Annotated in this window: 33 protein-coding genes, 1 other RNA gene, 1 pseudogene and 1 riboswitch; of the genes and pseudogenes, 16 read left to right on the top strand and 19 right to left on the bottom strand. The window is 29.9% G+C overall.

The window, feature by feature from the left end:
- The first annotated feature begins 39 nt into the window (after positions 1-39).
- Complete coding sequence (locus HMPREF2953_RS11430; RefSeq protein WP_002448129.1) at positions 40-204, top strand: hypothetical protein; 165 nt, start codon at positions 40-42, stop codon at positions 202-204.
- A gap of 90 nt (positions 205-294) precedes the next feature.
- On the opposite strand, the gene HMPREF2953_RS03000 is transcribed toward HMPREF2953_RS11430, so the two are convergent.
- From HMPREF2953_RS03000 to HMPREF2953_RS02970, 7 genes are all read right to left on the bottom strand, one after another.
- Positions 295-1,110, bottom strand: a complete 816-nt coding sequence (locus tag HMPREF2953_RS03000) for a MetQ/NlpA family ABC transporter substrate-binding protein (RefSeq protein ID WP_017175876.1) — start codon at positions 1,108-1,110, stop codon at positions 295-297.
- A 20-nt stretch (positions 1,111-1,130) separates the two neighbouring features.
- Entirely contained in the window at positions 1,131-1,826 is a 696-nt protein-coding gene (locus tag HMPREF2953_RS02995) for a methionine ABC transporter permease (protein WP_002448101.1), read from the bottom strand.
- The gene (locus HMPREF2953_RS02990) at positions 1,819-2,844 is read right to left on the bottom strand and encodes a methionine ABC transporter ATP-binding protein (protein ID WP_002448213.1); all 1,026 of its coding nucleotides are present in this window, start codon (positions 2,842-2,844) and stop codon (positions 1,819-1,821) included. Before HMPREF2953_RS02990 ends, HMPREF2953_RS02995 begins: the two co-directional genes overlap by 8 nt.
- A gap of 84 nt (positions 2,845-2,928) precedes the next feature.
- Positions 2,929-3,033: riboswitch (SAM riboswitch) on the bottom strand.
- A 54-nt stretch (positions 3,034-3,087) separates the two neighbouring features.
- Complete coding sequence (locus HMPREF2953_RS02985) at positions 3,088-3,387, bottom strand: thioredoxin family protein (protein ID WP_002448091.1); 300 nt, start codon at positions 3,385-3,387, stop codon at positions 3,088-3,090.
- Positions 3,380-3,766 carry a toprim domain-containing protein gene (locus tag HMPREF2953_RS02980; protein WP_002448075.1) on the bottom strand — a complete coding sequence of 129 codons (387 nt, stop codon included), beginning with the start codon at positions 3,764-3,766 and terminating at the stop codon, positions 3,380-3,382. Before HMPREF2953_RS02980 ends, HMPREF2953_RS02985 begins: the two co-directional genes overlap by 8 nt.
- A 135-nt stretch (positions 3,767-3,901) precedes the next feature.
- Positions 3,902-4,282, bottom strand: coding sequence for a glycine cleavage system protein GcvH (gcvH, locus tag HMPREF2953_RS02975; protein ID WP_002448172.1), 381 nt, complete (start codon positions 4,280-4,282; stop codon positions 3,902-3,904).
- A gap of 92 nt (positions 4,283-4,374) precedes the next feature.
- Positions 4,375-4,728: an arsenate reductase family protein gene (locus HMPREF2953_RS02970; protein ID WP_002455565.1), complete on the bottom strand. Its 354-nt coding sequence runs from the start codon at positions 4,726-4,728 to the stop codon at positions 4,375-4,377.
- Between the two features lie 139 nt (positions 4,729-4,867).
- Here HMPREF2953_RS02970 and HMPREF2953_RS02965 point away from each other — a divergent pair, with 139 nt between their 5' ends.
- Entirely contained in the window at positions 4,868-5,191 is a 324-nt protein-coding gene (locus tag HMPREF2953_RS02965; protein WP_070671719.1) for a thioredoxin family protein, read from the top strand.
- 37 nt (positions 5,192-5,228) lie between these two features.
- Here the strand turns inward: HMPREF2953_RS02965 and HMPREF2953_RS02960 are convergent, their stop codons facing one another.
- Together HMPREF2953_RS02960 and aroD are read right to left on the bottom strand one after the other, a co-directional pair.
- Entirely contained in the window at positions 5,229-5,768 is a 540-nt protein-coding gene (locus HMPREF2953_RS02960) for a nitroreductase family protein (RefSeq protein WP_070671717.1), read from the bottom strand.
- Positions 5,769-5,837: 69 nt separating this feature from the next.
- The gene (gene aroD, locus HMPREF2953_RS02955) at positions 5,838-6,563 is read right to left on the bottom strand and encodes a type I 3-dehydroquinate dehydratase (RefSeq protein ID WP_070671716.1); all 726 of its coding nucleotides are present in this window, start codon (positions 6,561-6,563) and stop codon (positions 5,838-5,840) included.
- Positions 6,564-6,724: 161 nt separating this feature from the next.
- Here aroD and HMPREF2953_RS02950 point away from each other — a divergent pair, with 161 nt between their 5' ends.
- On the top strand, positions 6,725-7,147 hold the full coding sequence (locus tag HMPREF2953_RS02950; RefSeq protein ID WP_002448074.1) for an organic hydroperoxide resistance protein: 423 nt from the start codon (positions 6,725-6,727) through the stop codon (positions 7,145-7,147).
- 452 nt (positions 7,148-7,599) lie between these two features.
- Entirely contained in the window at positions 7,600-8,091 is a 492-nt protein-coding gene (locus HMPREF2953_RS02945; RefSeq protein WP_070671714.1) for a GNAT family N-acetyltransferase, read from the top strand.
- A gap of 13 nt (positions 8,092-8,104) precedes the next feature.
- On the opposite strand, the gene HMPREF2953_RS02940 is transcribed toward HMPREF2953_RS02945, so the two are convergent.
- On the bottom strand, positions 8,105-8,704 hold the full coding sequence (locus HMPREF2953_RS02940; protein WP_070671712.1) for a histidine phosphatase family protein: 600 nt from the start codon (positions 8,702-8,704) through the stop codon (positions 8,105-8,107).
- 193 nt (positions 8,705-8,897) lie between these two features.
- On the opposite strand from HMPREF2953_RS02940, the gene HMPREF2953_RS02935 reads away from it, so the two are divergent.
- Entirely contained in the window at positions 8,898-9,140 is a 243-nt protein-coding gene (locus tag HMPREF2953_RS02935; protein WP_002448133.1) for a hypothetical protein, read from the top strand.
- On the opposite strand, the gene HMPREF2953_RS02930 is transcribed toward HMPREF2953_RS02935, so the two are convergent.
- On the bottom strand, positions 9,132-9,335 hold the full coding sequence (locus HMPREF2953_RS02930) for a sterile alpha motif-like domain-containing protein (protein ID WP_002448195.1): 204 nt from the start codon (positions 9,333-9,335) through the stop codon (positions 9,132-9,134). The genes HMPREF2953_RS02935 and HMPREF2953_RS02930 overlap by 9 nt on opposite strands.
- Before the next feature lie 454 nt (positions 9,336-9,789).
- On the opposite strand from HMPREF2953_RS02930, the gene tsaA reads away from it, so the two are divergent.
- The 8 genes from tsaA to HMPREF2953_RS11425 all read left to right on the top strand — a co-directional run bounded on the left by tsaA (position 9,790) and on the right by HMPREF2953_RS11425 (position 13,646).
- Entirely contained in the window at positions 9,790-10,047 is a 258-nt protein-coding gene (gene tsaA, locus HMPREF2953_RS11625) for a type II toxin-antitoxin system antitoxin TsaA (protein ID WP_002455569.1), read from the top strand.
- A 22-nt stretch (positions 10,048-10,069) separates the two neighbouring features.
- Positions 10,070-10,258, top strand: coding sequence for a type II toxin-antitoxin system toxin TsaT (gene tsaT / locus HMPREF2953_RS02925; protein WP_002448257.1), 189 nt, complete (start codon positions 10,070-10,072; stop codon positions 10,256-10,258).
- A 96-nt stretch (positions 10,259-10,354) separates the two neighbouring features.
- Positions 10,355-10,921, top strand: coding sequence for a lipoprotein N-acylation protein LnsA (gene lnsA / locus HMPREF2953_RS02920; RefSeq protein WP_371090986.1), 567 nt, complete (start codon positions 10,355-10,357; stop codon positions 10,919-10,921).
- A gap of 73 nt (positions 10,922-10,994) precedes the next feature.
- Positions 10,995-11,741 carry a poly-gamma-glutamate hydrolase family protein gene (locus HMPREF2953_RS02915; protein ID WP_070671709.1) on the top strand — a complete coding sequence of 249 codons (747 nt, stop codon included), beginning with the start codon at positions 10,995-10,997 and terminating at the stop codon, positions 11,739-11,741.
- Positions 11,742-11,817: 76 nt separating this feature from the next.
- Positions 11,818-12,102, top strand: a complete 285-nt coding sequence (locus HMPREF2953_RS02910) for a hypothetical protein (protein WP_002448116.1) — start codon at positions 11,818-11,820, stop codon at positions 12,100-12,102.
- 155 nt (positions 12,103-12,257) lie between these two features.
- Positions 12,258-12,485, top strand: a complete 228-nt coding sequence (locus tag HMPREF2953_RS02905) for a hypothetical protein (RefSeq protein ID WP_070671707.1) — start codon at positions 12,258-12,260, stop codon at positions 12,483-12,485.
- Between the two features lie 132 nt (positions 12,486-12,617).
- Complete coding sequence (locus HMPREF2953_RS02900; protein WP_070671705.1) at positions 12,618-13,334, top strand: hypothetical protein; 717 nt, start codon at positions 12,618-12,620, stop codon at positions 13,332-13,334.
- Positions 13,335-13,469: 135 nt separating this feature from the next.
- Positions 13,470-13,646, top strand: a complete 177-nt coding sequence (locus HMPREF2953_RS11425) for a hypothetical protein (RefSeq protein WP_002448052.1) — start codon at positions 13,470-13,472, stop codon at positions 13,644-13,646.
- Positions 13,647-13,700: 54 nt separating this feature from the next.
- On the opposite strand, the gene HMPREF2953_RS02895 is transcribed toward HMPREF2953_RS11425, so the two are convergent.
- Positions 13,701-14,642 carry a cation diffusion facilitator family transporter gene (locus HMPREF2953_RS02895; RefSeq protein WP_049335107.1) on the bottom strand — a complete coding sequence of 314 codons (942 nt, stop codon included), beginning with the start codon at positions 14,640-14,642 and terminating at the stop codon, positions 13,701-13,703.
- Positions 14,643-15,110: 468 nt separating this feature from the next.
- Here HMPREF2953_RS02895 and HMPREF2953_RS02890 point away from each other — a divergent pair, with 468 nt between their 5' ends.
- From HMPREF2953_RS02890 to HMPREF2953_RS02870, 3 genes and pseudogenes are all read left to right on the top strand, one after another.
- Positions 15,111-15,446: an SdpI family protein gene (locus HMPREF2953_RS02890; protein WP_049335106.1), complete on the top strand. Its 336-nt coding sequence runs from the start codon at positions 15,111-15,113 to the stop codon at positions 15,444-15,446.
- A gap of 1,082 nt (positions 15,447-16,528) precedes the next feature.
- Positions 16,529-16,821: pseudogene (locus HMPREF2953_RS02875) on the top strand (tyrosine-type recombinase/integrase); the annotation flags it as partial.
- 9 nt (positions 16,822-16,830) lie between these two features.
- A complete protein-coding gene (locus HMPREF2953_RS02870) occupies positions 16,831-17,064 on the top strand; it encodes a hypothetical protein (RefSeq protein WP_070671701.1) in 234 nt (77 codons plus the stop codon).
- A 383-nt stretch (positions 17,065-17,447) separates the two neighbouring features.
- Here the strand turns inward: HMPREF2953_RS02870 and ssrA are convergent.
- From ssrA to eno, 7 genes are all read right to left on the bottom strand, one after another.
- Positions 17,448-17,809: a transfer-messenger RNA gene (gene ssrA, locus HMPREF2953_RS02865) on the bottom strand.
- A gap of 86 nt (positions 17,810-17,895) precedes the next feature.
- Positions 17,896-18,366 carry an SsrA-binding protein SmpB gene (gene smpB, locus HMPREF2953_RS02860; RefSeq protein WP_002448235.1) on the bottom strand — a complete coding sequence of 157 codons (471 nt, stop codon included), beginning with the start codon at positions 18,364-18,366 and terminating at the stop codon, positions 17,896-17,898.
- A 24-nt stretch (positions 18,367-18,390) separates the two neighbouring features.
- Positions 18,391-20,769: a ribonuclease R gene (rnr, locus tag HMPREF2953_RS02855; protein ID WP_070671699.1), complete on the bottom strand. Its 2,379-nt coding sequence runs from the start codon at positions 20,767-20,769 to the stop codon at positions 18,391-18,393.
- Positions 20,770-20,806: 37 nt separating this feature from the next.
- The gene (locus HMPREF2953_RS02850; protein ID WP_002448246.1) at positions 20,807-21,547 is read right to left on the bottom strand and encodes an alpha/beta hydrolase; all 741 of its coding nucleotides are present in this window, start codon (positions 21,545-21,547) and stop codon (positions 20,807-20,809) included.
- Between the two features lie 204 nt (positions 21,548-21,751).
- Positions 21,752-21,985 carry a preprotein translocase subunit SecG gene (gene secG, locus HMPREF2953_RS02845; protein WP_002448159.1) on the bottom strand — a complete coding sequence of 78 codons (234 nt, stop codon included), beginning with the start codon at positions 21,983-21,985 and terminating at the stop codon, positions 21,752-21,754.
- 67 nt (positions 21,986-22,052) lie between these two features.
- Positions 22,053-22,523, bottom strand: a complete 471-nt coding sequence (locus HMPREF2953_RS02840) for a hypothetical protein (protein WP_070671697.1) — start codon at positions 22,521-22,523, stop codon at positions 22,053-22,055.
- A 172-nt stretch (positions 22,524-22,695) separates the two neighbouring features.
- On the bottom strand, positions 22,696-24,000 hold the full coding sequence (gene eno, locus HMPREF2953_RS02835; RefSeq protein WP_002448208.1) for a surface-displayed alpha-enolase: 1,305 nt from the start codon (positions 23,998-24,000) through the stop codon (positions 22,696-22,698).
- Between the last annotated feature and the right edge of the window lie 55 nt (positions 24,001-24,055).

Raw genomic sequence — 24,055 nt, 5'->3', positions numbered from 1 at the left:
ACATTGTTCAATTTACTTATCCAATTGGAGATGATAACTATGACATTTGTTAATTTTACTGCTATGACAGAAAAAGGTTTAAATAAAAAAGTCAATGCATTCTTAGAAGAACATCCATATATAGAAATTGTTAAATTTGAATATGCGATGGGTCAAGGTGGTATCGGCGTTGGAATACTATATCAAGACGATTCAAGTTTATAATATAAATGACTGCAATAAATGTATTGATATAAAATAAAAAAACGGTTCACATATTTCTTTGTGAACCGTTTTTTACTGCATTATTATTCATTATTTTGCAGGTACAACTGCACCTTTGTATTTTTCATTGATGAAATCACGAATGTCTTTAGATTGTAATACTTCAACTAAAGCTTTAATTTTTTCATCATCTTTATGATCTTTACGAACTGCAATTAGGTTTGCATAAGGGTTATTATTAGGTTTTTCAACTACAATTGAATCTTTTTGTGGACTTAAGCCTTGATCAATAGCATAGTTTGAATTAATAATAGCTGCATCTACATCTTGATTTTGATAGATTTTTGGAAGATATTCAGCTGATTGTTTGTTATTGAATTTAATATCTTTTTTGTTTTCAGTAATATCTTCAAATTTAGCGTCTTCAATTTTTACGCCTTTTTTAATTTTAATTAAGCCTTCATCAACGAAGAATTTTAAGAAACGACCTTGTTCAGCTGGGTTATTTGAAACATAAACTGTCGCACCTTTAGGAAGGTCTTTTAAACTTTTGTATTTTTTAGAATAAACAGCCATTGGTTCTAAATGAACTTTACCTGCATCTTCAATTTTGTATCCTTTTTCTTTACTTTCAGTTTTTAAATAAGGAACGTGTTGGAAGTAGTTAGCATCAAGCTCACCTTTATCTAACAACTTATTAGGTGTAGTGTAATCATTGATTGTTTTAATTTCTAAATTATAACCTTTTTTCTCAAGAAGTGGTTTTGCTTTTTCTAAGATTTCAGCATGTGGTGCTGGTGAAGCACCTACAACGATTTTTTTATCTTTTTCGTCTCCGCCTTTACCACAAGCAGCTAATACAACTGTCAGTGTAAGTACTAATACTAAACTTAAAAGTTTTTTCATTTAATCTGTCCTCTTTTCTATTATCGTTTATCAATTTTATTTGTAAGCCAATCCCCGATGAATTGGATTATAAATACAATAATTAAAATAAATACGGTTGACACTAGAATGACGTCGTTTTGGTTACGTGTAAAACCAGTTAAGTAAGCTAAGTTACCTAAACCACCTGCACCAATAACGCCTGCAATAGCAGTTGAACCAACTAAAGCGATAGCAGTTACTGTAATACCTGAAACAAGTGCTGGCATTGCTTCTGGAAGCAATACTTTTCGAACGACTGTCCAAGTATTCGCACCCATAGACCATGCTGCTTCAATAACGCCTTTATCGATTTCTTTAAATGCGATTTCAACTAATCTTGCGTAGAACGGTGCAGCACCAATGATTAATGCTGGAAGTGCTCCCGTCGGTCCACTAATTGTACCTAATAATACACTTGTGAACGGAATTAATAACAAAATTAAAATAATAAATGGAATTGCACGGAACAAGTTAACTATAAATGAAACTACCGTATAGAAAATTTTAGCTCCAGGTGCGTCACTTTTAGCTGATAAGAAAAGCAGCACACCTAAGATTAAGCCAAAGATAAAAGCAAAAATGGTTGACACTATAGTCATATAAAGTGTTTCATATATTGCTTGCCAAACTTCAGGCCATTGCACGTTAGGCATAGTAATCATTTCATGGAAGATATCACCATATGATTTATCCATGTTTAATCACCTCCACATTTACGTGTTGTTTATGTAACTCAGTTACAAATGTATTAAATCCATCTTCACTAATATGTGGAATGTGTACAATTAAAAATCCAATTGAACCTGTACGTGTGTTTTTAATATTTGCTTCCAAAATATTTAACTCAATATTCTGCGTTCGCGTAATATCAGATACAACAGGTTGTGTTGTATTATTACCGTTGAAATTCAATCTTACAATATAAGCGTCTTTGTTCAATGGTTCTAGATGTTTGATTGAATCTTCAAAATCGTCGTCTAAATCGTCTTTCACGAATCGTTTTGTCACCTCATGTTGAGGATTTTCAAATACTTCATCAACATTACCTTGCTCAATAACACGTCCATTTTCCATCACTGCAACTGCATCACATATGCGTCTAATCACTTGCATTTCATGTGTAATAATCACAATCGTTAGATTTCTTTCTTCTTTTATTTTTAACAGTAAATCTAAAATTTCATCCGTTGTTTGTGGATCTAGCGCACTTGTAGCCTCGTCACACAATAAGACATTCGGATCATTCGCTAATGCACGAGCAATCCCAACTCTTTGTTTTTGACCACCCGATAATTCTGAAGGATAAGCTTTTTCACGACCTTTTAAACCGACCAACTCTACAAGTTCTAAAGCTCTTTTTTTTGCTTCTGTACGAGCTACTCCAGCTATTTCTAGTGGAAACATAATATTACTAATGACAGTACGTGACCATAATAAATTAAAATGTTGGAAAATCATACTTACTTTTTGTCGTTTTTTTCTCAAATCTGATTTAGAAAGTTTGTTAATATTGTCTCCATCTATAATGATATCCCCTGAAGTCGGCTCTTCTAGATTATTAAACATTCGAATTAACGTACTTTTACCAGCACCAGAGAACCCAATCACTCCAAAAATTGAGCCTGATTCTATATTCAAATCAACGTGATCTACTGCTAGTACATCTTTGTTCTTTGTGTGATAGCGTTTAACAACTTGATTTAACTCAATCACGTTAAATGCCTCCCTTAAATTCCTTATGTAATTAAAAAATGCTTTCCCACCTAGAGAGATGAGAAAGCATTTAAAATTATCTTTCTCTCATCTTCTAAAGTCTTAAACTTTATGTGAATTGGCACCATTTCCATTATAGACGGTTGCCGGGCTTCGTAGGGCACATCCCTCCACCTCTCTCGATAAGAGTTTTCGCACTATTTAATTAATTTATATCCTATCACTGTACTAATAATTCGTCAATCATTTTTTTAACTTTTCTAACAAATATGGCACGGATTGAAATGCATAGATTCTATCTACCTCTTTATCCTTATCCATAATTAACAGTACAGGTACAGACATAATTTTATATTCTTCACTAAAATACTTATGGAAATTTAAATCAATTTTTTTAAGTGGTAATTGTTCGATATCATTTGCAATATCTAGCATACGCTCTGAAATCTTACATGTTCCACACATAGGAGTATATCCAAATATTAAATGTTTATCTTTATCAAAGTGTTCTTTGATGTCTTCGATTTTAATAGAATTATTCATTCACGAGTACTAACCTTTCAGAACTTAAATTAGGTATAAGTTTTTTCTCTTTTTTTACGTTAAATCCATATTTACTCAATACATGAGCAAGATAATTTTTAGGACAACGCGCGACTTCACAATATGTTTTATCTACATAGATATGTTCACTTTCACTTAAATAACGTTTAAACCATTTTCTAATTTTTTCGCCTTCATCATCTGAATCGGCAAGAATATAGACCTGTTTTCCATATAATGTTTCTATCATATCGTCTAGTTTGTCGATACTCATTGTACCATGTGTACAAATAATATTTACAGGTTCAGCTATGACTTGTTGCACTTTCTTCTTATCAGATTTACCTTCAACAATGATAACTTTGTTTAAAATTGCCATGTTCATCCACCTTCTAAGTCGATATTAAACAATCATTTACTTTTTCACGTTATTGATGAATATAAACACAATTTACAGATAATTAATATAATATATAAAAAACTCCTAGATTCAATATCAAGGAGTTTTTTAAAATTATTCGCCAATCATTTCAGAATATTGTTCAGCTGATAGCAATTCATCTAATTGACTTTCATCATTTAATTCAACTTTTACCATCCACGCTTTTTCATAAGGTGATTCATTAACAAATTCTGGACTATCTTCTAATTCGTCATTTGTTTCAACAATTTTACCAGAGACAGGTGCATACAATTCAGATACTGTCTTTACTGATTCAACACTACCAAATGTATCCCCTTCATTAATTTCATCATCGACATCTGGTAATTCGACAAATACGATGTCTCCTAATTCGCCTTGCGCGTATTCAGTAATACCAATTGTTGCCGTATTTCCTTCAACTTTAACCCATTCATGTTCCTTAGAATATTTGAATTCGCTCGGTACTGCCACGAAAATCCCCTCCTAAAAATAATTACAATTTAATGATGCCATACCGTAAGTTTTCATTCAACTATTAATATTAAAAGTTGTGATTATACTTTCTATAACCATACATCTTTATATTGTTCTTCATTAAAACCTAATGTAACTTTTTCACCTGAAACCGCTAGCGGACGTTTTACCAACATTCCATCTGAGGCTAAGAGTTCTAATTTTTCATCATTAGATAATTCTTTTAATTTATCTTTTAAACCAAGTTCTCTATATTTCACACCATGTGTATTAAAGAATTTATTTATTTCCACTTCTGATTTAACTACTAACTCTTTGAATTCTTGTTTTGTAGGTGTGTGTTGCACAATATCTATAGACTCATAACTCACTCCATGCTCATCTAAAAATCGAGCAGCTTTTTTACAAGTTGTGCATTTTGGATATTGATAAAATTTAATCATTCAGTATTATCCTCCTATTTAAACTTATTATAAATATATCAAATTATTTAAATAAACGCTCTACTTTTTAAGCTTTATTTTTTTCTAAATATTAGTAATTAGTTATAATATATAAAACAAGCTAAAAGGAGTGTAAAGTATGAAAAATATTACTACTACTGAAGAATTTAATTCAATTATTCAAAGTGAACAACCTGTAATTGTAAAATTTGAAGCTGGTTGGTGTCCTGATTGTAAAGCAATGGATATGTGGATTGATCCAATCGTTGACAAGTATAACGACTATAAATGGTATTCTGTAAATCGTGATGAATTAGAAGATGTAGCATCAGACAATGAAGTCATGGGTATCCCAAGTTTACTTATATTTGAAAATGGTCAAAAACAAGCTCATTTGCATTCTGCTAATGCAAAATCACCTGAACAAGTTGAATCATTCTTAAAAGAAACATTTAATAAATAATTAAAGAACCACACTCGTTATTTTGAGTGTGGTTTCTTTAGTATTCTGAGATTAAATGTTTATTTTTACGTTTTGCTTTAGGTGGTACCTCTTTTAAATCAGTAAGATACAATAAACCTGCAATAGCTTCATCTTTAGCAATACCAAACGCTTTTCTTACTTTTGGTTCAAAGATGTACAATGGCGTTTTCCAACATGTACCAATACCTTTTTCATAAAGTAATAACATTAGATTCTGAGTGTATGCACCCATCGCAAAAAAGTTTTCGCGATTTTGTCGTTGTCGTGGGTCAGTTTTAAGTACTAAAACTAACATACCTCCTAAATTTGTCACCGCGTTATAATGATCTTCTTGTTTTTCTGGACTATTTGGAAAGGCAAAACGTGTAATATCTCTACTCATATCTCCTAATCTATCTTTAGAAACATGAATAACTCTCCACGGTTCTCTCATACCATGATTAGGAGCGTCAGTAGCTTGTTCTATGGCTTTAAATACATCTTCATCATTAATCACCATATCATGTTTAAATTTCTTTATACTTCTTCTTAAAGAAATTACTTCTTGTAATTCCACAATTATCGCTCCTCTATATTGATAACTATTATCAATTATACGCGGATATCGATGACATTTCAATGTATACTACATGCTTTCGTAAAATAATAATTGTTTTTTTAGTTCTTTAACATGAATCTGTCCTGGCGCTTGAGGTTCACCTAAGCAACCATATGACACTGTACCCCCAAAAACACCTTGAGCAGTTCGGCTCACTAATCCTAAATGAGACATAGATATTCCAATAACTTGTTGAGAAATCGCTTCAGATGTATAAGCTACTGCTTCTAATAGCATTGCTACGTCCTGTTTTTCCTTAGGCATTACTGCAATTTTTACATACTCAGGATTTAATTTTTGCATTTTATAATATGTGAATTTTAATTCTTCTAACGGTGGCGTTTCTAAAAAATTATGATATGACACAATTATTTGTTTCTGATGACGATGTGCATTTTCTATAATACGCTTATGCGTCTCAACCTCAATATTTGACTCCCATTCTATATCTATCATTTGAAATGCATCTATTGAGGAAATTGTTTCAATTAACTGTAAATATGCTTTATTAGTTAACTGACCTTTTCCACCTTGAGAAATTGTGCGATATGTCACCAATATTTTGAAATGATCCTTTATTTCATTTAGAAGTGAAAGGTTTTTCATTAAAAGTTCGTGATGATGACTCTCCCACTGATCTATACGCAACTCAATGATATCTATATATGCATGATTATCATTGATACTATTTAACGTTTCATTATCTATTATATCTTGAGGTGCTATGGTTGCAGCTACCTTTACTTCTGCCATATAATCCCTTCTTTTCTTGCCATTTACAATTTTATATTATTTTAAACTATTTATGTCACACTCGCCAATGTTTAAAATTCTTTTTAATTTTTACAAATCATGATTTAAAACTTTTTAGTTGGGTATACAATAATTGTATTCGAATTTAGGAGGTAATAATAATGGCAGTTCAATATGAAACTAAAGCAACAAACGTTGGTGGACGTAAAGGACACGTACACACAGACGATAATGCAATAAATGTAGATGTATTACCACCACAACAAGCAGATGGAAACGCAACTAACCCTGAACAATTATTCGCAGCTGGCTATGCTTCATGCTTCAATGGTGCATATGACCTTATTTTAAAACAAAACAAAGTTCGCGGAGCAGAACCTGAGGTAACTTTAACTGTACGCTTAGAAGATGATCCAAATGCTGAAAGTCCAAAATTAAGCGTATCTATTGATGCAAAAGTTAAAAATGTATTATCTCAAGAAGACGCTGAAAAATATCTACAAGATGCTCACGAATTCTGTCCATATTCAAAAGCAACTCGTGGCAACATCGATGTAGATTTAAATGTTCAAGTTGTTGACTAATTAGCATTATTCTTTAAAATTAAAATTTTATAATTTAAAAAAACCCTGAGACACCTCATTATGTCTCAGGATTTTTTTATGTGTTGATAGATAAAGACTGAATTAAAAAGAGCTGATATCAAGTTATTTCAATAGTAGTATGAAAGTTAACATAATGACTTTCAATAAGAACATTTACGTCCTTGGGGATATATTGCTAGAATTGAACGACGAATTTAAATTGAATTTTGTCCCACTCCATTTCATTTCCTATCTAACAAATTAAGTTTAAAGATAGCGATGTATGATAGATCATATTCTAACGTCTATGTATTCTCACACTTTTTGTATAATTTTTAAAAATAGGCTATTCTATGGATATAGTTATTAATTAAACTTTATAAAATATTTATAATTCAATTAATTTGTATAAATAGATTATTAAATGCTAATAATAATTTGAGGTGAGTATAATGTCAGAAGTTAGAATTCTTACTAACAATGATTTAAATCAATATATTACTTTAATATCAAATGATTCACATACTTATTCATGGGATAAATTTTATTTTGAACATGTGTCTCCAAATTACTTAAAACACATTCTATCTAAAGAAGAAGAGTATTGTAATATTTTTGGCAATTTTAAAAATGAAAAACTTGTGGCTGGTGTTACATTGCGACAACTCAAACAAGTGGGCACACAACATAAAGCAATGTTAGAAAATCTCTTTTTAAAAGACAAAAAAGACGAGATTACTTTGCAAAATTTAATCTGTGAAGTGATTAATTATGCAAAGTCTCGTCATATTGAAAAACTAATGACTTGTATTACATCAAATCATATTGGTGCAAAGATTTTTTTCACTGCACTTGGTTTTGAAACTTTAGGGATTGAAAAAAACTCATTTAAAGTAGATGATACTTATTTTGATGTTCATTGGCTACTCTATGATATTAAATAGCCAGGATAATGATTTATTTATTGGCATCATCGATTGTAGGATCAACCATATCGAGAAATTCAAACTTTCCATGTGTATAAATAAATTTTAAAATACAACAATTTCCAATGACATATTGATTTGCCATATCATCACCTATCCATTTTCTTAAAAAAACCTGAATGGCTGTACCATGGCTTACCGCTAAGAATGTTTTTCCATTAGAGGACTCTAATAAATTACTTAATGTCGTAACGATACGATGTTCAACTTCATTTTTCGTTTCTCCTCCAAAAGGGCGTAGTCTAGTTCCAAAAATATCGTGTTTATCCCAAACTGCATCCAATAATTGAACACTATCCCCTTCAAATAGCCCAAAACTCCACTCTTTTAATCCTTTATTACGTTGATATGCTTGTTCAGGTAAAACATTTTCTAACGTATCACATGCCCGTTCCGAACTAGATGAATATGCTTCGTCAAAAGTAATATGATTATGTTTAAAGTAATGACCTGCTTGCTTCGCTTGAGATATTCCTAATTTAGTAAGTGGAGAATCACTTGCACCTTGTACTTTCCCTCTTAAATTAAACATAGTTTGTCCATGTCTCATTAAATAGAGTATTTTACTCATTACATTCACCTCAATATATTTTTAAATAATATAGGCAACTTTCTTTTACACCACTTTATAATCCATACATAGTATACCTTAATTTTTTTATACTTAAAAATAACTAAAGGTAAAAAATTAATTAATACACGTTTGGTTCTCATTGTGATGGGTATAATGAATTATAAGTTTTACAAATAAAGGAGCGTTCATTATGAATGATCATCATCAATACAATTATGTCAATCCTAATAAGCTCTCATTAGATTGGGAATGTTTTGTAATAAGTAAATCAGAAATGTTACTTGATGGAGTTCCTAGTGAACTTATTCATTCGTGGTTAGATAGAGAAATTATAGAACCTTTTTCAATTAGAGATAATGAATTAAACTTTAAAACTAAAGATATATGGAATGCGTTAAAGCAACAAAATTGGTACTATCCTAATTCAAATTAATTTATAGAGACTCATTGCTCGATTAGCGCTTTCAATTAGTTGGTGATCAACGTAATTTGACATCACATATGCTCTAATTTCTTTATTATTGCGTTCGTTTTTGGGAAATTTATGATCATTTACAATGTAGTTTGCTAAACTTCCTAGTGGTGTATCATCATTAATAAATCCAATAACAAAATCATAAAATGTCATTTTTTTCCTCCTCACATTACAACATTTCAGTATCTCCTATCATCTTATTGTTTCTAAATGAATGATGTTTATTTATATATAATCACATCAGTAAGTTATATTTTTTATAAAAGTTGTAATGTTTTAATTGATTTTATTAAAATAATTAAAACACTTTATTTCTAACTATTCACTAAAAACATTCTATGCGAATATTAATTTTCTGTAAATGTGACGATTTTTCGAATTTTTATACTCTTTTATTTACTTTTTTGATTTCCCCTTTTAATTGATACGTTTATTAGTTAATCATACATATTTATGACTGCCGATGAGTACATTTTAGTTTAATCGCCGGTTTTTTTATGTAAATTTACGAAGTCATTCTTTTAATAAGGATTAAAGTTTTACCTTTCTTTTAAAGAAGTGATATGATGATAAAAAAGACATCATTGTTATAGAGGTGACACTACCTATGAATATTAATAAATTATTTTGGATTAATATTATGATTACCCTTTTATTTCTAGGTTTTAACATTATTGTCACCTATTTTCCTAAGTTAGATGATTATTTCTGGCTCATACCTGGTTTAATCATATGTGGCCTCACTATTTCATTCAGTTTAATTGCCGCTATCTTGGATAAAAACCTTATAAGCGAAATAATTTTTTTAACTAATCTAATCATTTTTTTATATTATATATATCCACTGATATATAACTTTTTTTAATTAAAATGTGGGAGGTTTACAAATGAGTACACATTTAACGATTTTACTTTGGCTGGGTATTATATTTGTTGTTGCTGCTTCAATTATATTAGGGTTATTGCTAAAATCTAAAAAAGAAGAACGTAAAGAATCATATTTAGGCTTTACAGTCATCTTCTATATTTTTGGTTTTGCTTTACTGATATATATACTATTATTTGGTATTTTATAAATAGGGTTTAAAAGAACAAAATACGATTTTATTTTGTTCTTTTTTATATGTTTCTCTATAAAACGATTAAGGAGATATAAATTGAAGATTATTCAATTGAAACGTATTATATTTGTGATTTTCATTTTATTACTATTTTTCGCGTTCTCTTCTCATACTTATGCATCTATAAGTTCCACTTCTTCATCTTCAGAAAAAGGAAATGATTTCAAATTACAACCTGGTGATATTATTCTTACAAAAGGTCCGGTATTATTTGGTTTCTTTGGACATTCAAGTATTGCTTTAGATCATGATACTGTTTTACAAATTGAAGGACCCGGCGATAAGCCTATTACTGAATCTTTCGAATCATTTAAACAGCGATTTGGCGTTAAAAAAAATGATTGGATTAAAATATATCGTTGTGAGTATCCTAATGCAGGTCAAAAAGCAGCTAATTGGGCAAAAGCTCATTATAAAAATAGTGATAAAACTTATTTAGTTACACTTAATTTAAAAAGTGAACGCTTTACATATTGTACTAAAATTATCTATCAAGCATATAAATACGGTGTAAGTAAAGATACGATAAATGATCATGGTTTACTGATTATCTCTCCGTATGCTTTAGTTGATAATTTTAATAATGACTATCGCCTTAAGCTAGTCAAAAAATACTAATAGTTAAAGAATGTGGTGTTACACTATACTTTTCTATACTAAGAAATGATATTTAAAGGACCAACTTATTTTTATGAAAAACAAAAAATTACATTATCGATTTTTTTATTATATGTTTTTAACTCTTATTATTATATTATTTATTCTTCTCTTTCTTTACTTTTATAAACATTTTGAATTAAAACAAAATCAATCCTTAGATTACTATGCTAACTTTAATGATTTAAAACAACATACAACAAAAAATAAAGATTGGAAAATAATCACAAAACACCGTAAGCATAGCGATACCTTAATTACAGCTATTCATGGTGGAAGTATTGAACCTGGAACCACTGAACTCGCTCGTCGTATTTCAAATATTGGTCAATATAATTTTTATTCATTTGAAGGTCTACGTTCAGATAATAATGCTCAACTACATATTACTTCTACTGTTTTTGATGAACCTCAATTATTAGATATGCTCAACCATTCGTCAAAAACAATATCTATTCACGGATATGCAGGCGATGAACCCATTGTTTACGTAGGTGGTAAAGATAAAAAATTAGTTCAAACATTACGTCATTCATTAACTCATCATGGATTTACAGTACAAAAAACGCCTAAAGGAATTGAGGCCCTTTCCAATAATAATATTATTAATAGAGATAAAAAAGATACAGGAGTGCAACTGGAATTGACGACCCGCCAGCGAGCTTTGTTTTTTAAACATAATAAATTGGATAAAAATAATAGACGATATTCAAAAAATTATACGAGAACATTTTATAAATTTGCCGAAGCAGTAGATCAAGGTATTAAAAAAGCGCAATAAATGTAATATCGTCTTTTTAGTTTTTTAATTAAATTAATTTGGGTATATATAAGTAATGAGTTTAGGAGGCGTTTCTATGGACGAGTTAACTAAAGAACAAAAATATACAGTAGCAAAATTTTATAAGCTATATATGGAACGTTCAAATAGTGGACAAACAGAGGAAGAAGCAAATAATTTTAAAGATAGTATTACAGCTCAAGATGACTATTTTTGCGATAGAAAATATAGTGATTTCTTAGAAAATTGCAAAGTTCTTATTGATCATGGCTATCTAGATGGAAATATTATGTCTGATAGAATTGATAATATTAAAGTTACAAATAAAGCTTTTACTGAAATTGAACAAAGCTTTAATTAAGAATATCTAATTTTTTCAAGTTATTCCTATTCACGGATATTTGCTTAAAAGTCTTAAATAAATATATTTATTTAATTATGAATATAACTTTTAAAGCCTGTACATATGTATTGAGTATGTTTCAGGCTTTTTATTTTTAATAGAGGTGAGTTTACATGAATCATTGGAAATTTAATAATATGACGAATAGAAATCTACTTATACAACAAAACGAAAATGATGTATCAATAGTTGAACCTTTAAATAATGGTTCATTTAAAATTCTATCAGAGTTTAAACTGAATACACCCTCTCTTCCTATTAATACATATGATGAACATTTATATGTTTCAATCAATTTTAAAAATGAAGAAATTAATATTTACAATAAATCAAATGAATAACACTATTATATTAATAATTTTATTAACTAAATTGTTTTAAAAAAATAATAAAATATTAAATAAATATTAATATTTATTATGTAATATTTATAATGAAATTTAATTGACATATTGTAATGATGGAGGTCAGTTATGGATAAAATTATATTCTATCTAGGCATTACTTTATTTTTAATCGCTTGTATAGTCATTATTTTTGGTATTATTGCTATTTTTAAGAATAAAAATTACTTAAAAATGCTTGCTATGGCTATTATTATTATCTTATTAAGTATGCTTGCACTGGGTATTCATAAAGTCATTGAGAGTAATAACCCCTCTAAAAGTGACATCACTCATGTAAAAAAAGACAAGCCTAAAGATAATAAAACAAATAAAGAAAATAACAATAAAAAAGAAAATAATTCTAAGAAAGATCATAAGGATACATCACATGAGTCTATTCAGGATACTTCTTCCACTCAAGAAAACACACCCGCCACAGAAGAAAATTCAATTCAGTCATCAGAATCACCAACTACACAACAATCAAGACAACAAGAAAACCCAACTACTGAACAAAATAATGCGACTACAAATAATCAAAATTCTACACAACGACAGCAAGAACCTTCAACACAACAACAAGACACATCTCAATATCAGACGAATTCAGCAAATAATGATTCAAAACAAACACATTCTACTCACAACCAGAATAGTCAAAATAGTACTCAATTTAATCATACAAATGAATCTAATACAACAAAAGACAACACTAATAATGTAAATCAAAATAGCACATTAAATACAACTCAAAATACACAAAGCGATAATACGAATAATCATATAAATCAAATAAACAATTAATAATAAAAAAGGTAGAGTTTTGATGCTCTATCTTTTATTTTCGACATCTTTTTAAAACTTATAAATATTTATTGAATATTACATTTAATATGCCATACTAAAATATGATACGACTTAAAACAAAGGGATGAGACAATGAAAAAATTAGCCTTACTAACACTTTCAAGCTTTCTAATATTAGGTGCATGTAGTCATAGTAATGATACAGTCAAAGATGTAAATGAAAGTGCACATAAAAAGAATAATCCAAAAGCACACAAATCTAAAGGCAATTCTGAACGCGTAGATAGTAAAAAAATAAATAAAAACTAAAAATAAGGAGTAGAAGCGCTCTTACTATCCGTCGCTTCTACTCCTATTTAATTATCATTCTTCGTATTGTTTAAAGTAATCTTCGTCTAAATGGTTAAGATGAATATTTTCAATTTGTAGCGTAACATGTTCTAAATTATATTTTTCTTTCAACAATTCAGAAACTTTATTAACCGTTGAATACGGCCATTTAGTATATTCATCACTTAAAACAACATGAGCACTCAATGAACTATGGTTTGTAGTGATGCTCCATAAATGAAACTCATGCACATCTATAACGCCTTCAACACTTTTCATTGCATTAATAATTTCATCTGAATCATATCCATCTGGAATACGCTCCATTAATACTTTCCAAGCATTTTTAATTATTTTATAACCACCATTTAAAATGATAAGAGAAATGATGATACTAATGATTGGGTCAATAATTGCCCATCCAGTAAAATGAATAAGTACTACTGCTACGATAACGCCAATTGAATTTAATAAATCTCCGAAAAAATGCCATAATGCACTTTGAATATTGACATTATCTTCTTTTCTTAAAGATCTAAATAAAATAAGTGTTAAAATGATATTTATAATAAGACCTAATACAGCTACAAATATCATAATACCACTTGCTACCGGTTCAGGATGTATGATTCTCAAAACGCCTTCGTACATAATACCTAACGAAATAACAATTAATGCTAAACCATTTAAGAAAGCTACAATAATTTCTAATCTTAAAAATCCATACGTATAATGTTTCGTTGGAGGCTTACTTGCAAAATAAATAGCAAGCATAGACAACCCTAGTGCCAAAACATCACTTAACATATGGAATGAATCTGATAATAAAGCAAGTGAATTAGCATATAATCCACCTACAAACTCTACAATTGTAAAAATCAGCGTAATAATCAAAGAAGACCAAAGCGTTGCTTTTGAACTACTTTGAAATTTCCTATGTTCTACATGATGAAAATATTTTGATTGATTGTTCATTACTTCTCTCCAAACAATTAAATTATAAACTATTTTCTTTAAAACTACCCTAATATATATATTAAAAAAATCTTACAAACATTAATATATCAACGTTTTAATGTTATTACAATAAACAATTGAAATTTAGAAATTTAAAAACATTGTATATTTGAAGTGAAATGATTTATCACATAAATGTAAATATAAAATTTCATTACATTTAATCACCACAATTGATTAACCAACCATAAAAGTTCGTTATTTCTATTTTGTCTTAGAGTAACTGACTTAAATCTGACGTTAGTCTAATATATTTATTATTCTTTAATTTATTAACATTTTTTATGTGTTTGAATTATTTAGTTGTATACAGTAACTACATTAAAATTTTTTCACATCATACTTATATTATTTTTCTTCTTTGCATTATTTCTATATAATATTAAGAAAGAAACTCTTCAAAAACTTGAAAAAGGAAGTTATCAAATGCTTTTATTTCCTTCAAGTATGTTTATGATTTTACTAGGAAGTTTAATTATTAAAAACCCACCTAAAAAGATAAACCACTTCTACGGATTTAGAACAAAAAAGTCAATCAAATCTCAACATAACTGGGACAAAGGACAAATCATTTGTGGAAAGTATATAAAACATTTTTTCAGTTATAGTCTTTACTTCTCTATAATACCTATAGCTTTAGATATATTTTTTCTGATAATCAAGAGAGAAAATATATTACTATGGTCTATCATAATTCAAAGCATAATCCTTTGTACCTTACTTTTATATGTAATTCCTAAAACTAATAAACATTTAGATTAACCAAAACCTATTATTTGCTTTATCTCAACTATTTTTTGTTACGTTGATCTTTTTTCATTTTTGTATTTTTACGATAAATATAAATTGCATTTATCGCTCCAAGTATTATCCATATAATCGTTATATACACATTCCCATATTTAAGAGTTAATGGCATAAATATTATAAAAAATATATTCAAAATTAGAGCGATAATATGTTTAATATCATAGCGATACATTTATAAATTAAACCTCCTAATTGCTTTACTGACATTGAATCTCAGAATTCTTAACAAACCCAAATATTGTCAAATGGTCTACTTAATGGCTCACGCTATGTAGACATTAATCTACAAATTTAGTTAAGTATATTTCTCAACGCACAATAAATTTCTCGATATAAATGCAGTATTCTATTTTTTCTCTTTCTTTGTGATTTTAACTAACAATTTAGCTGTTTTTTCTTCAAAAACTGTTGCTAAAGCAACTAGAATATCTATGATTTTTTTACAAACGTACAAAAACTCCAAAATATTTAAAGCTCCTTTTTTAAAATTTCTTCTCAGTTAATTTATCAAATATAAATTTAGGTTTTTTTCCTGAAACTAAAATATTAAAAGAATTATTATAAATAACTTTTGCCTCATCTACTCTCTCAGATTGAGATGTCGAAATTATATGATAAATATTTCCAATTTCTTCAAACAAATTCAATTTTTTTGATAATAAATTAAATCCTCTTTATTAGCTTCAAGTTCAGCAAATCCATTTCTGATACCGTATTTTAAAGCATAATAAAGTAAAATAGCTGAAAAATGATGTATATAAATATCAAGTTAAAACCTCTCCTTTTAAAAACTTTAGTACAAGAGTTATTAAAATTTTAAACATCTCTATTTGCAATTTTAAGATATTTTTAGAGCATTTAGAGAATTTCATATATCATTTTTATTTAACGACTCTTAAAACTCAAGTGAGAGTCAAATTTAAAGATTAGAAAAAACCCTTTACTCTAAATACTAACAAACTAAACTTTTATTTAATACTAAATACAAAATAAAGGGTCCTACAAAATATCGATACTTTAATTATTTCTAAATAAAAAAATATATTATATATAAAGATAATTATGTGTTATTTAGTACTTTTTCAAAACTTTTAGTAAAAGTAAAATGGATCGTTGGTTTACTAATGCGTACAAATTACTTCTTGATGATTTCCTTAGAATTGTAATTCATGAAATCCGTCATAGTCATGCGTCACCTTTAATTAATCAAGGTGCTAGTTTAATGATTATTGCACAAAGATTAGGACATTCATCTATTGAAGAAGTAAGCAAACGTTATGGACATTTATATCCTAGTACACAAAAAGAAATTGTTAAATATTTATGAGGTGATGAAATGGAAGAAGTAAAAGTTTTAATGATAGGACAAAGTCCATATGAAGACAATGAAAAATATGGACCATTAAAGATTGACGGTTATCTTTCGGAAATCGTTGCATTTTTTCCAAAAATTAATGATAAAAAATACAATTTATATAAATTAACAATTTACAGACGATTATTAGGTTTCTTAAAAACTAAATCTTTAACAGAGAAAGAATTCACAGCGTTCGATTCCCCTGAAAATTAGTTGATTGTTATAAAAGTAAAGGTGTCTACTTTGTCAATGTAGTAGATATTGAAAGCATAAATAACAATATTATTACTTTTGAAAGTACAAAATGTTCAATTGATATAAAAAATACCAAAATTATTTGTTTTGGAAGTAAAGCGATAAACTGTTTTAAAGGTCATAAAAACATTACTAAACTTCCTCATCCTTCACCAAAAAATAGTAATAAATTTTGGAAAAAATATGAGTCTGAGTATAATGGCATTAACTATAATGAGTCTTTTAAATTCAAAGAATTATTAAGCACTCTTTAATTAGAGTGTTTTTTTATTGGAGCATATTGGGGGCTATATTGGGCAATAAAAATAAAAAGCTTGCAACCAATAGGGTTACAAGCTATCAGATGGAGGCGGCGGGATTCGAACCCGCGTCCAGAGGTCCTGATACAAATCTTTCTACGTGTGTAGTCTATTGATTCATTTCGCATATTGGTAAGCAACAGACAACCAACAATATGCTAGTTTGATTAAATTTCATCTAAACAGACTTCAAACGGCAGTGTTTAGCATATCCTATTAGGGTTGAATCGCGTTAACAGCACATAGGAAATGCTGTTAGGCGATGCAGAGCGCTATTACGCAGCTACTGCTAAATTATTGTTTGATTTGTCAGTTATATTTAACCGAATGTGTTGATGACGGAGACAACCCTCCGACACGCTTAATAAGCTCGGGGGACCCCTGTCGAATCCAAAAACGCCCCCGCAATATAATAAAATATAAGATACAGTTTAATTTAAACAACTTTATTTATCATAACAAATAGAGCCCGATTAAGCAACAATTATGCTTAATAACGGGCTTTCATTGCACGATCAACGTCTCGTTTCATTGCTTTATCTTTCAATGCTTGACGTTTATCATGCAGTTTTTTACCACGAGCTATGCCTAATAAAACTTTACATTGTCCATGTTTTAAATACAATTTTAAAGGAATAATCGAATATCCAATTTCTCTTGTACGTTCGCCTAGTTTGATAATCTCTTTTTTATGCAATAACAACTTTCTTGACCGTAATGGATCATGATTAAAACGATTTCCTTCTTCGTATGGAGCAATATGCATATTATTAATGTACATTTCTCCACGTTTCACTTGTGCATAACTATCTTTTAAGTTCGCACTACCACGTCGAATCGATTTAATTTCTGTACCTTGAAGCACAATGCCTGCTTCAATGGTATCTTCAATATTATAATCATGTCTTGCTTTACGGTTTTCAGCCAACGTACCTGGTGATTTTGTTTTTTTCTTGGCCATTAATGTATGTCACCTCTTTGCTGATTATTTTTTCTTACGACGCGCTTTTTTCTTAATATGTTTATCTTTATAAAAAGGTTTATGCTTAGTTGAGCTTTGTTTATCACGTTGACGTTGATTTTTACCCTTACGTTGTTTACGCTTTTTCTTTTTGTTTTTTTGATGATTATCTTTAGATTTATCTAAAGATTTACCACGTGTTTTAGCTTGAATCGTTTTTCCACGAGCGGGACGCTGTGATTTATCCTTTTTAGGTAATGGCATGCCAACAATTTGGAAATCTATCATGCGTTCATCTACGTCTACATGAGTAACTTTAACTGTTACCTCATCACCAATTCTAAACACTTTAGCATGTCGTTCACCTATCAATGCCATTTGTCGTTCATCAAATTGATAATAATCATCTGTCATATTAGAAATATGAACCATACCTTCTATCGTATTTGGTAATTCAATGAACATACCAAAATTGGCAACAGAGCTTACAATACCTTCAAATTCATCGCCAATATGTTGAATCATATACTCTGCTTTCTTCAATTCATCTGTATCTCTTTCTGCTTCAATTGCACGACGTTCACGTTGAGATGTATGTTCTGCTAATTCTGGTAATGTTTCTTCCCATTGATGCATCTCTTTATGATTCATAGAGTGATCGACAAGATACTTACGAATTAAGCGATGGACAGTTAAATCTGGATAACGACGAATCGGAGAAGTAAAATGTGTATAATATTCTGCTGACAAGCCAAAATGACCTAAATTCGTATCATCATAATGTGCTTGTTGCATTGAACGTAACATCATTGTTGAAATAACCATTTGCTCAGAACGACCTTCAACTTCTTCTTGGATAGATTGTAATGTTGAAGGATGAATATCTTCGCCTGTGCCTTTAACCATAATACCAAAATTAGTAATAAAGTCGAAGAACTGGCGTAATCGATCTGATTTTGGTTGTTCATGAACACGATAAATAAATGGCACTTCTAATTTGTTAAAATGTTCAGCAACTGTTTCATTGGCTGCTAACATAAATGATTCAATTAAACGCTCTCCTTCACCACGTTCTCGCAATATTACATCTGTAGGTAGGCCTTCTTGATTGACCAATACTTTAGCTTCATTAATATCAAAATCAATTTCACCACGACGTTTACGCATACGGACAAGTCGATTAGATAAATCTTGTGCCAAATCTAACATTGGAACAATTTCACTGTATTGTTGACGCACTTCTGTATTTTTTTCGGTAATAATTTGATTCACTGCATCATACGTCATACGATAGTTTGAATGAATAACACTATCAAATATGTCATGATTCACCACTTCGCCACGCTCATTTATTTCCATACGACAACTTAACGTTAAACGATCTACTTCAGGATTTAATGAACAGATACCATTACTTAAACGGTGTGGAATCATTGGAATAACACGGTCTACTAAATATACACTCGTTGCTCTATCATAAGCTTCTTTATCTAGCGCAGAGCCTTCTTTTACGTAATAACTTACGTCTGCAATACTTACTGTCAATTCCGTATGTCCATTATCTAGACGTTTAACGCTAATTGCATCGTCTAAATCTTTAGCATCTGCACCATCTATTGTAATTGTAAGATCGTTTCTTAAATCTCTTCGTCCTTTAATTTCTTCGGGTTTTATTTCTTCAGGGACTGATTCCGCTTCTTTTAATACCTCATCAGGAAATTCAATCTCAATTCCATGCTGATATATAATTGAAAGAATATCTACTCCTGGATCATTTTTATGACCTAGAATAGCAGAAACATGTCCTTCTGGATTATCTGTGCCATCAGCATATTTTGTGATTTGGACAAGTACTTTATGACCATCTACGGCTCCAAGACTCTGTCCTTTAGGTATAAATATATCTTGCATAATACGTTTATCATCAGGAATGACAAAACCAAAATGTTTTGCTTCACTATACGTACCTACCACTTGTGTGACAGAATGTTTTTCTATAGATTTTACTTCACCTTCAACTTTTCCACGATGCTCTCCTCTAGATTTTTGTAATTCAACTATTACTGTATCTCCATCTAAAGCGCGGTTAATCTTTGTTGGTGGAATAAAAATATCTTCAAATTCTTCGTTTTCTGGGCGTAAAAAAGCAAAGCCTTTTTTATTTTGACTTAAAGTACCTCTTATTAATTTTGAACTTAAATTCTTATTTGATGCTTTACGTTGATAGCGATCTGTCTTTGTTCGCTCTACCAATCCTACTTGTTCAAGTTCAACGAGCACCTTTATTAATTCTCTAAATGAGTCGGCACTACTAAGACCTAAAGCATCTTGAAAGTCTGATACAGACATCGGTTCATAATCAGGTTGTTTTACAATTTCTTCAATGGATTGCTTTAAATTCATCATGCCCCTCCTTTCTTTATTCAATTATTTTTATGATTTATTCAGACCAGTCTAATCCTTCTAAAAACTCATATACATCTTCAAACACTTGTTCTTTTTCTTTATCAATTGTAATGACATGTCCTGAATTTGCATACCATTTAATTTGTTTTTCATCTGAATCTACATTTTCATATATATAATTTGCTGACTGAGGATCAATCATTTCATCTTTTTCAGCTTGAACTACTAAAATAGGGTCTAAAACTTCATCTACATCATTACGCACACGACTTAACGTATCACTAAGTTCTTTGAGTGTTTCAGTAGGATGAAAATCTTCCATTTCTTTATCAATCGTTGCTTGGTCTTTACCTTCATATTTTTTAAAATTACGTGCATATTCTAAAAAACCTTCATAGATTGTACCTTCTGTTTTTACTTCGGCAGGTGCACACATTGTTATGATACCTTTTACAGGACGGTTTAAACTTAACTTCAATGCAAATACACCGCCTAATGACAATCCAGCTACTGCTATATCTTCATAACCTTGTTCTACAAGATAATCATAGCCATCAAGTACATCTTTAAACCATACATATGGACTAGATTTTAATATCTCTTCTGGTGGCGCAGCATGCCCTTCATACTGTGGTGCATAGGAAGTATAACCTTTTTTTTGTAAAAATCTACCAAGTTGTCTTACATCAGATGAATTACCAGTGAATCCATGTAAGAGTAAGACTGCTCTTTTACCTTCTTGGAAAAAGAAAGGTTGAGGTAACTTAATTTGCATTTTTTATCCCTCTCTAACAAAAATTATAATATGATTACTTTTTTATTTTGTACTAATAGATTGCATTCATTATATAATCAATCTATTTTATTCCCTTAATAGCTTAAAAATATGCATTGATGATCATATTAAAATAATGATTTCATTATAAAATGTATTAACTCTATTATAAATAAAAAAGCCCGACATTGATATCGTCGGACCTTATAAACCAAAATAACTTATTCCAATCATTATTAAAAAGAAAATGATGGCTAACACAATTGTTAATCTATGCAAGAATAAATCGACGCCACGTTGTTTTTGCTTACCAAATAACTGTTCAGCGCCCCCACTAATCGCACCCGAAAGTCCATTACTTTTACTTTCTTGGAGTAATACAACAGTAATTAATGCAATACAATCAATAATTAATAAGACCATAAATAATGTATGCATGAAAATTGTCCTCCGTTCATTATATACGTTCCGAATTATAACATATTCTTAATATAGTTATCAAATACTATCGATTAAATGTACTTTTACGTACAATTGAAATAATTAACATATATATTGCTAATATTGCTGAACCAATCACGACGATTAAAATAGGTAAAATAAATAAAATAGATTTTGTTTCAATAATAGCATTTAACACCATCGTTAAGTTGACAAGTGTAAATAATACATTTGATACATATACGGCAAACATAAACCACCAAAGATATTTATGTCGATTCCATAAAGCAATTACTCCAGCTAAATATGCAAGAATATACATAATACCTGTATATCTAAAACTATTTAAAATGTTATCTACTGCACTCCTTGATGCTTCTTGATATGCTAGTGTTAACAGTGTTTTAGCAGTGTGAGCATCTAAAGCAATAAAATTATGGATAATTAATAATATACAAAATACAAGCGAACTATATCCAATCCATTGACCGGCAATACGTTCTCTTTTATTTGACTGATTAAGTTGTTGATCCATCTTCAATTCTCCTTCTTTCAATTACAGGATTATTATATCAGTTTCATCAATGAAGTTAAATCTTACACTTCGAGGCTATTATTTAAAATTTTATATTAAAAAAGCCTGTCATAGTCTCAACTCTATGACAGGCAAACGCGTGAACTCTATTAATTTTAGTATGTTACTAAAATTATTTATCTAAATTGTAGAAAGATTTAATTCCGTCAAATTTTGCTGTTTCAAATAATTCATCTTCAATACGTAATAATTGATTATATTTCGCAATACGATCTGTTCTTGATAATGAACCAGTTTTAATTTGACCAGCATTTGTTGCTACTGCGATATCAGCAATTGTTGTATCTTCAGTTTCACCAGAACGGTGAGATACTACTGCAGTGTAACCAGCTTTTTGAGCCATTTCAATAGCATCAAATGTTTCAGTTAATGTACCAATTTGGTTTACTTTGATTAAGATTGAGTTACCAATACCTTGTTCAATACCTCTAGAAAGAATTTCAGTATTAGTTACGAATAAATCGTCACCTACTAATTGAACTTTGTCACCGATACGATCAGTTAATTGTTTCCAACCGTCCCAGTCATTTTCATCCATACCATCTTCAATTGTAATGATTGGATATTTACTAATTAATTCTTCTAAGTAGTCAACTTGTTCAGCTGCACTACGTTTCGCACCATGTTCACCTTCGAATTTAGTGTAGTCATATACACCATTTTCATAGAATTCAGATGACGCACAGTCAAATCCCAAGAATACATCTTCGCCTGGTTTGTAACCAGCTTTTTCAATCGCTTTAATGATTGTTTCAACTGCATCTTCAGTACCGTCAAATCTTGGAGCAAAACCACCTTCGTCACCTACAGCAGTTTCTAATCCGCGTTCACTTAAAATTGATTTTAAGTTATGGAAAATTTCAGCACCCCAACGTAATGCTTCTTTAAATGATTCAGCACCAGTTGGTAAAATCATGAATTCTTGGAATGCAATTGGTGCATCTGAGTGAGAACCACCGTTAACAATATTCATCATTGGCACTGGTAATTGTTTACCGTTAAATCCACCGAAATATTTGTATAATGGTTGACCTAATAAGTCAGCAGCTGCACGTGCAACGGCAATAGATACACCTAAAATAGCGTTTGCACCTAATTTACCTTTGTTAGGTGTTCCGTCTAATTGAATCATCATTTTATCAATTGATACTTGATCTAAAACTGAAAATTCACCTTCAACGATTTCTGGAGCGATAATTTCGTTTACATTTTCAACAGCTTTTGTAACGCCTTTACCGCTATAACGTGATTTATCTCCATCACGTAATTCAACTGCTTCGTGTTCACCAGTAGAAGCACCTGAAGGTACTAAAGCACGACCAAAAGCACCACTTTCAGTTAATACTTCAACTTCAACTGTTGGGTTACCACGTGAGTCTAATACTTCGCGAGCATAAACATCTGTAATAATTGGCATAATAAATAATCTCCTTTAAATTTAGATTTCTTAATTATTATAACTATTTTTTGTT

The organism is Staphylococcus sp. HMSC072E01 (assembly GCF_001814125.1).
GTDB classification, from domain to species: Bacteria; Bacillota; Bacilli; order Staphylococcales; family Staphylococcaceae; genus Staphylococcus; species Staphylococcus hominis.
The sequence above is the reverse complement of the archived record's forward strand: the minus strand, read 5'-3'. Positions and strand labels throughout refer to the sequence as shown.